The organism is Streptomyces chiangmaiensis, from assembly GCF_036281785.1.
Taxonomy (GTDB): Bacteria; Actinomycetota; Actinomycetes; order Streptomycetales; family Streptomycetaceae; genus Streptomyces; species Streptomyces chiangmaiensis.
Genome location: NZ_JAYWVC010000567.1, coordinates 1 through 1,441, shown reverse-complemented (window position 1 = coordinate 1,441; position 1,441 = coordinate 1). Strand labels below are relative to the sequence as shown.

The 1,441-nt window shown below is 68.1% G+C and carries 1 protein-coding gene; it reads right to left on the bottom strand.

Features of this window, described 5'->3' with window-relative positions; translation table 11 throughout:
• Nucleotides 1-19: 19 nt before the first annotated feature.
• Entirely contained in the window at nt 20-1,318 is a 1,299-nt protein-coding gene (locus VXC91_RS45580) for an IS4 family transposase (RefSeq protein WP_329513210.1), read from the bottom strand.
• Nucleotides 1,319-1,441: the final 123 nt, after the last annotated feature.

Genomic DNA, 1,441 nt, shown 5'->3' with positions numbered 1-1,441 from the left:
CAATGCCGTTGCTTGACGGCTAAACCAGTCTGGGGGTGAGGGTGATGGTCTTCGGCTGGACGCGGCGGGTCGGTCGGCGGGTCCAGCCCTTTGGAGGGTCGGCGTACTTGAGCTTGAAGCGTTTGACCAGGCGGTCTGCCTCGCGGTCGCGGCGCGGTCCGATGTCGAGTTTGCGGAGCTTGGCTGAGAGTGCGGCTAGACACTTCGCGAGCTTGCGCGGGGTACTCGCGGCCTGCTGGAAGACGCTGCGACGCACGGCCTTGAGGACCTTGACGAAGGAGATCCGGTCCGGGTCGAGGCGGTGCCGGCCGGCGATGTCGACGATCACGGCGGACAGGCAGTGATGGACGGTCAGGTGCGCCCAGACCTCCTGGCGTACCAGGGCCGGCTCCGCCGAGCGCAGGACCTGCTGGGGGCCGCGCTGGAATGTCTTGAGCTGGCGGTTCGACAGCTCCGCCTCCCAGCGCTCGTGATACAGGGCCGCGAGTTCGGCGGCCGGGGCCTCGTCGGGGTCGAGGAGATCGGTGAGCAGGCGGATCGTCTCGCCGCCGTCGACCTGGTACTCGATCACCCGCACGGTGACCGTGTGGCTCTTGCGGCCGCCGGTCCACTGCGAGATCTCTGCCAGATAGGTGCCGTCCGGCAGGTGTGCGATCGGGGTGCGGGCGTTGTTCGTCTTCGCACGGATCAGCACGTGGGCGCTCGCGCCGGTGAACGCCCGCCATACGCCGACCCCGACGAACCCGCGGTCCATGATCACGAGCATGTCAGCCGCGGCGGCAGCGAGGGGCGCGGCCAGGTCCTGTTCGCTGTCGACGAGGCCGCCGACCCGCGCGTCCAGCACCGCGTGCGTGCCGATCTCTGTCAAGGTAACCACTCGGACCTGCGGAAACGCCAACGGGCTGCCGTCCTGGGCCACCTGCCCGCCGAACGCGGCCCGGTTCGCTGCGGTGTCCGGCGCGTCCAGGTAGAACCCGTCGACTGCGGCCAGCCGCTTCCCACGCCAGAAGGCACCGTCCAGCCCAGCCGGTGCCAACGGCCCGGCCAGCTCGCGGAACACGGCCTCCATCGCCTCGGGTCCCAGCCGCACACGGGCCCGCGTGAAGGAGGACTTGTTCGGGATGCTGCCACTCAACTCCGGCACCCCGCACACCAGATGCTCGGCAACATCGTCATAGGAGTCCTGATGGAACAGCGCCAGGCCGAGCGTGAAATACACCATGAACCGGGCGGGCAGAGCACCCGGTTTCTTGTCACGAACCCCGTGCTGCGCCAGAACCTCGTCCACCAGCTCCGGGGTGACCCAACGGGTCACCATGCCCAGTCGCACCTGATCAGACAACCCCACCCAAGGATGCATGCCAGGCCCAACGACCGCAGTGGTCCGATGTCACGAACTGTTTGACGAGTTCAAGCAACGGCATTGCCCGCCCCCTTCGCT